Raw genomic sequence first — 6,313 nt, forward strand, 5'->3', positions numbered from 1 at the left:
AATTTCATCTTTTAGCTCTGTATTTCTTTTATCTACAAGATCTACTTTAGTAAGTTCAAAATAATAGGTAGATTTGGCCATTGGCATAGCTTTTAAAAGATGCTTTAGTTAATAGCCTTGTTGGCGGAGCGTTTTAATAATCGCTGCTTTTTCGCCTTGAGTCGCGCAGCCTCTTTTTCTTCTCTCAAGGCAATCTCTTTTTTTATGACTTCATTTTCAGCTTTAATATACGCAATTTCAGCACGTAAGCGAATGAGTTCCTCATATTCACTTTCTTTGAGTTTTCGAGGTGAGATAGTCTTAGGTACTTTCATTTTGCAATCCTTTGGTGGTCGTCCTTTAGGTTTATTAATAAGACCATTGTATCCCAAAGTTTTATATTTATGAACCCATTGATACAGTTGTCCAGAATTAATACCCGCTACAATAGCTACTGTTCTCAATCCTTGTCCAGAGAGGACTTGGCATACCAAACTATATTTCTCTTCTGGAGTCCAATACTTATTAGTCCCTCGATTTTTATTAATGTCCGGGCCATGATGCTGCTCTAGTTTAACCCAGTCTCTTATTAGTCTATGAAATGTATCTGTTGTTACACCGTTAGGTGTCTTAGGCCATTCACCTCGATAGAATAATTCAATTGCTTTCCTTTTAAATTGATAACTATATCTCATGAAAATACCCCCTTTACTGGTTGTCCAGTAAAGGGGGTACATATCAATGCACGGGCTTTTGTATTAGATAATGTAATCGTCAGAATCATCTTTTTTAGGTTTTTTGTAAATTTCTTTTACACCAGCCATTTCGATAAGTTCTTCGCTGAGAGCATCTTCATCGTCCGTATTAAGCATGGAGTAGAAGGCCCAGAGGATAACGAACCAAATCGGTGTAAACAAGAGTGCAATTCGAGTGTCTTCATTTAAGGCAAGAATACCTAGAATGAAGACAAAGAATGCAAGGATGATATAGTTCATCACAGGGAATAGAGGCATTTTGAATTTAGATTGTGCCGCTAATTCAGGATTTTTCTTGCGGTATTTGAGGTGACAAATAACCATCATCGCCCAAATAAAGATGAAGCAGAATGTAGAGATAGAAGTAATCATAACGAATACTGCTTCTGGCATTACATAGTTGAGTACAACCGTAATCAATAGTACAGCAGCAGAGAAAATCGTTGCTTGGTATGGTACGCTACTGTGTGTTAAGCGACGCATAGAGCTTGGTGCATGACCGCGTTTAGCAAGGGCATAAATCATACGGCCTGTACTAAAGATACCAGAGTTTGTAGCAGATGCAGCAGATGTAAGAACTACGAAGTTTACGATGCCTGCAGCGGCTGCAATACCAACTGCTGTAAATACAGCCACAAATGGGCTAGCAGAAGGGTTAACGGCTGTCCAAGGGTAAATACTCATGATGATGGCCAAAGAGCCCACATAGAACAAAATAATGCGTAATGGGATGTTGTTGATTGCCATAGGAATAACCTTTTCAGGATCTTCTGTTTCACCAGCTGTCAAACCTACGAGCTCGATACCTGTGAAAGCGAAAACAACCATTTGGAATGATAAGATAAAGCCCATCGTTCCGTTCGGGAACCAGCCCCCATAATTCCACATATTACTAAAGGCGGCAACGCCCGCATCTGTAGTAAAGCCTGTAACAATCATGATGATACCGATGATGATGAGGGAAATAATGGCGATTACCTTAATCAAGGCAAACCAGAACTCCATTTCACCGAAGTATTTTACAGCTGTTAGGTTCATCAATAGCAATGCCACTAAGACGACAAGGGCCGGTATCCATTGAGGCAGCCATGGTATCCAGAACTGCATATAGAGGCCTACGGCTGTTAAATCGGCCATGGCTAGTGAAAGCCAACAGAACCAGTATGTCCATCCTGTGATAAAGGCTGCTCGATCACCTAAATACTCTTCTACGAAATCGATAAATGAGTGGTGGTTCAAGTTAGACAATAATAATTCGCCTAATGCTCTCATGATAAAGAAGCATATAATACCTGTAATTAGGTAAGCAAAAATGATGGATGGACCTGCCAAGTGAATGGCACGGCCGGAGCCTAAGAATAAGCCTGTACCGATGGCACCGCCAATGGCGAGCAACTGTACGTGCCGGTTCTTAAGGCCCCGTTTTAACTGATGCGTATCAGACATAGTAAAGACCTCTTTTCTACAAACTATCTACAAATATAAAAAGCCATGGATGACCATAGCCTTTATAATCTATAGAATCTATAAAACTATTTTCTTATAATACAGTATCTATTGTAAAAAGTCAAATGTATTTATACAGTAGACAGATATTAAAAACAGTGTTATTAATATACGAATAAAAGAGTGCTTATTCATGCAAAAAGCATTCTATCATACAAGGTATAAAAAGTTTGCTATAATGATACGTAGATTATCTTATACGTAAACTCGTGGAGGCTATATGAGACGACAAGATCGTAAGGTTACAGATATAGATGAAATTAAAAGTATTTTAAATAGTACTCGTATCATTCACCTAGGTATGATGGATGGTGATTACCCTTATGTAGTACCCCTACATTTTGGATACGAATTTATAGATGAGGTGCTTTATATCTATGTACATGGCAATCATGAGGGAAAGAAGTTTGACTTGATTAAAGCAAATCCTCATGTATTTATCGAAATTGATGGCAGTGATGAGGCCCTTGTTTCAGGTGGAGATATTCCTTGTAAATATAGTTCAGTTTATTCCAGTGTTATGGGACGAGGGACGGTGACTTATTTAGAGAGTATTGATGAAAAGGTTCATGGATTACAAGTTTTGATGGACCATCAAACAAATCGTAAATTTGCTTTTACAGAAGCCATGGTAAACTCTGTGGGCGTCGTTCAAATTAAAGTGGTGGACTATACTGCAAAAAGACGAAGACAACTTGAACAAGATATTATTATGCCTCCATTAACTAAATAATGATACAACATCCTATTGAGTTCTTTTAAGATATAGCGCTCAGTAGGATGTTTTTTTATGTGTCGAACTAGTAAGTATTAAGGCTGTTATTAGTTAATAACTAGACTTTCACCGTAGGAAAAATAAAAGTTTTATGAAGTAGCTAGGGCAACAGAATCGGAGTTATGTTTTTGATATAAATAAGAAAATATATCATTATATGTGTGAAGTATATTATAAATTTTTATACAAGGAGAGAGTATGAGCAAAACAATATATAAGTCCATTTTAGCTGTTGTAGCAATGGGGCTATTATCTGTAAGCTATGTATCAGCAGATACTGTTGATCAACCTGTATCTACTAATAATTCTGCGGTCCTATCTAATTCTAAAAATGTTACACCAAACATGGATAATGCTTCTGCAATTATTCAAATACCAAGAACGCAATTAGTAGGCTGGCCTATTATGACTCAAGACGGTGCTCGTAACTTTAAGGGCGTAGTAGAGGCTACTCAGAAATTACCGTATGAGGCTGAGGTACCTAGTTATATACCTTATGGATATCAGCTGTATACAGCACGTCACGATCGAAATGATGTACTGGAGGTTGTATATTACAAAAGAAATGCACCTATCTATCAGGCTGGGGAAAAATTTATTACTAATGTTATGGCCTATCGAATGGGATATTCCTTGGATACCGTAAGAGATACAGCATATATTCCTGCAAAGTATAAGGACTATGAATGGTCTGAACAAGGTGAATCTGGCAAGGTGTATTACGCAGGTAACCCAGGAGTACAATTGATCCGTAGCATTACGTGGACGGAAGGTGGGATGGCGTTCTCCTTATTCTTCTTAGAACCTGTGAAAGCAGTTGATGCTGAATTCTATAAGGAACATGTGGTACCTGTAAAAAATATAGATAGCTCACGTTATGAATTGTTGGGAAACTATCCGGTTACGAAGATTTCAAACAAAACAATTGATGAATATAATAAAGAACGAATGATTCCTTAGCAGATAAACTGATGTTATACAAATTGTATCTAGAACAATATATTGTGTAATAGCGGTAGAATTTGTAATCCCTTATAAAGAGGAAAAAATATGAGAAAAACAATGTATAAGTCCGTTTTAGCTGTTATTGCTGCTGGGTTATTATCTGTAGGAATGGCCACAGCAGAAACGCTAGATACTCCTGATACTACAGATCAGACTGGATCCACTAAAACACTTAAGCTCGGACATAATTTTAAAAATGTTGAGCCTAGAACTGATAGTTTACAGTGGCACTTTCATGATTGGCCTATAGAGAATATACAAAAGGCGCATACTTTTAAGGGCAATCTAATAGAGGCAGCACAGAAGCTTCCTTATGAGGTTAAGGCACCTAGCTATATCCCTTATGGCTATGAGGTCTATACAGTGCGTCAAGATAAAAATGATGTATTAGAGGTTGTATACTTTATAAAAAATGCTCAAACATATAGAGATGGTAAGAAAAATCTCGGTAGCATTTTTGTTTATAGAATGGGCTATTCCGTGAACGATGTAAAAGATGTACCGTATGTTCCTGCAGAGTATAAGGACTTTGAATGGTCTGAACAGGGTGAATCTGGCGAAGTCTTTTACACCGGGGATCCAGCAGCACAACTGATCCGCAGCATTACGTGGACAAAAGACGGTATGGCATACTCCTTATTGTTCTTAGAACCAGTGAAAGCAGTTGATGCTGAATTCTATAAGGAACATGTGGAGCCTATAAAAATATAGATAGATCATGTAGTGATTTACTTGGAATAAAGCGGAAACGTGTATAACCGCTCAAAGAGGAGAGAATATGAAGAAAATAATAAGAGCTGCCATTTTATGTGCCACGATGGCTACAGCAGTAAGCACCTTTGGGGTACAGCCAGTTAGTGCTACATACCCGTTAATAGATAAAAATGGTAATACCGTTCCTGTTGAACGAGATGTAGATAATCAGAAAATTATCGATGATAATCAAAAACTTATGGATCGTTATCGCTGGTATGATCAAGTTGATGATTATGATTTAGTTGAAACTAATATTGAAAGTGCTGTGCAGGAATTTGGCTATCCTATACAAGTTCCGTCTTATATGCCTAAAGACTATGCAGTACGTGATGTAAAGGCCAAGGACCATGACGTATTAGAAATTGTATATACGGAAACGGGCCGTGATGGAGAATATGGTCCGAAGTTAACCTTCTCTAATACAGATATTGTATATCGTATGGGGTGGGCTATCGATACAGTAGTAAATCCTATATTGGAAAAGACAAAGTACAACGCTAAGGATGCAGTTAGCTTTACTACCCCTAATGGAATTTCTGTACATACGTTAGGTTATAGTAAAGATGCTATTCAAATCGCTTATTGGGAAAAAGATAATAAAGTTCATATGCTTTACTTTGCTTCTTTAAGAAACCAAAACTTTGTAAGCAAAATTGTAGACTCTGTAGGTCCTTTGAGTAACGTAGCCGCTGATGATACTCGACTACGTGGTGACCGCAATGATAAGCAACATATTGAAGAACCTATTAAACAAAATGTTGAAGAACAGGGTAAACAAAATGTTAAAATAGATTGGCCTCCTTATGAAACGATTCCTTTACCAGTGCGTACACATACGAATTCTGTATGGCCTATACTCACTAGCAAATCCAAGGGCTTACCTAGCGGTGTAATTAATGCATCTCATAAGGTGTCCTATGACGTATCTGTACCAAGTTATTTACCGTTTGGCTATACATACTATGCTACACATTTTTATGACAATGATGTATTAGAAACTGTATATTGGAAGCAAGGTGAAGAGTATCAAGAGCGCAGCGGTCGTTGGGTAACTCATACTATGGTCTTCCGCATGAGCTACTCTATGGATACGGTTTGGCCTGAAGAATATATCCCAATGGAGTATCATGATGTACAGTGGAGTGACTCTACTCCAATAGGAGAGGTTCAATATACAGGTGATGTAGATAAGGGCTTAGTGCGCAGTGTTACGTGGTACAAGGATAATATGGCGTATTTCTTGTTCTTCCAAGTGCCTGTGAAAGCATCTGAAGCAGACTTTTATAGAGATCATGTAGTACCGTTAAAAAATATCGATCCAAGTCGTACAGACTTAATTGGTGTAAAAACGATTCATTAATAGTAATAAGAATGTATAGTACAATTTTTGCTATCATAGAGCATTAGCATTTACCGAAAACAGTACATAATAAAAAGAACCTACCTCCGAGATACTTTATTATGAACCGACCCCTTAATGTTAGACCAAAAATCTTAACGTTAAGGAGGTCGGTTTTTCTATGGCAAAATATAGCCT

6 protein-coding genes are annotated in these 6,313 nt (G+C 37.6%); 4 read left to right on the forward strand and 2 right to left on the reverse strand.

The genetic code is table 11. From position 1 onward, the window contains the following. Positions 1 to 104: 104 nt before the first annotated feature. On the reverse strand, positions 105 to 674 hold the full coding sequence (locus tag LKD20_RS09350; protein ID WP_039968906.1) for a helix-turn-helix domain-containing protein: 570 nt from the start codon (positions 672 to 674) through the stop codon (positions 105 to 107). A 63-nt stretch (positions 675 to 737) separates the two neighbouring features. Then, positions 738 to 2,180: an amino acid permease gene (locus LKD20_RS09355; protein ID WP_005385234.1), complete on the reverse strand. Its 1,443-nt coding sequence runs from the start codon at positions 2,178 to 2,180 to the stop codon at positions 738 to 740. Between the two features lie 280 nt (positions 2,181 to 2,460). On the opposite strand from LKD20_RS09355, the gene LKD20_RS09360 reads away from it, so the two are divergent. From LKD20_RS09360 to LKD20_RS09375, 4 genes are all read left to right on the forward strand, one after another. Next, positions 2,461 to 2,973 (forward strand): pyridoxamine 5'-phosphate oxidase family protein, encoded by a 513-nt coding sequence (locus LKD20_RS09360; RefSeq protein ID WP_005385235.1) that lies wholly within the window; start codon positions 2,461 to 2,463, stop codon positions 2,971 to 2,973. Between the two features lie 240 nt (positions 2,974 to 3,213). Further along, positions 3,214 to 3,975 (forward strand): hypothetical protein, encoded by a 762-nt coding sequence (locus LKD20_RS09365; protein ID WP_227721594.1) that lies wholly within the window; start codon positions 3,214 to 3,216, stop codon positions 3,973 to 3,975. Positions 3,976 to 4,065: 90 nt separating this feature from the next. Next, a complete protein-coding gene (locus tag LKD20_RS09370; protein WP_227721595.1) occupies positions 4,066 to 4,731 on the forward strand; it encodes a hypothetical protein in 666 nt (221 codons plus the stop codon). 67 nt (positions 4,732 to 4,798) lie between these two features. Continuing rightward, positions 4,799 to 6,136 carry a hypothetical protein gene (locus tag LKD20_RS09375; protein WP_227721596.1) on the forward strand — a complete coding sequence of 446 codons (1,338 nt, stop codon included), beginning with the start codon at positions 4,799 to 4,801 and terminating at the stop codon, positions 6,134 to 6,136. The last annotated feature ends 177 nt before the right edge of the window (positions 6,137 to 6,313 follow it).

Source organism: Veillonella fallax, assembly GCF_020687175.1.
In the GTDB taxonomy this organism is placed as follows: domain Bacteria; phylum Bacillota; class Negativicutes; order Veillonellales; family Veillonellaceae; genus Veillonella; species Veillonella fallax.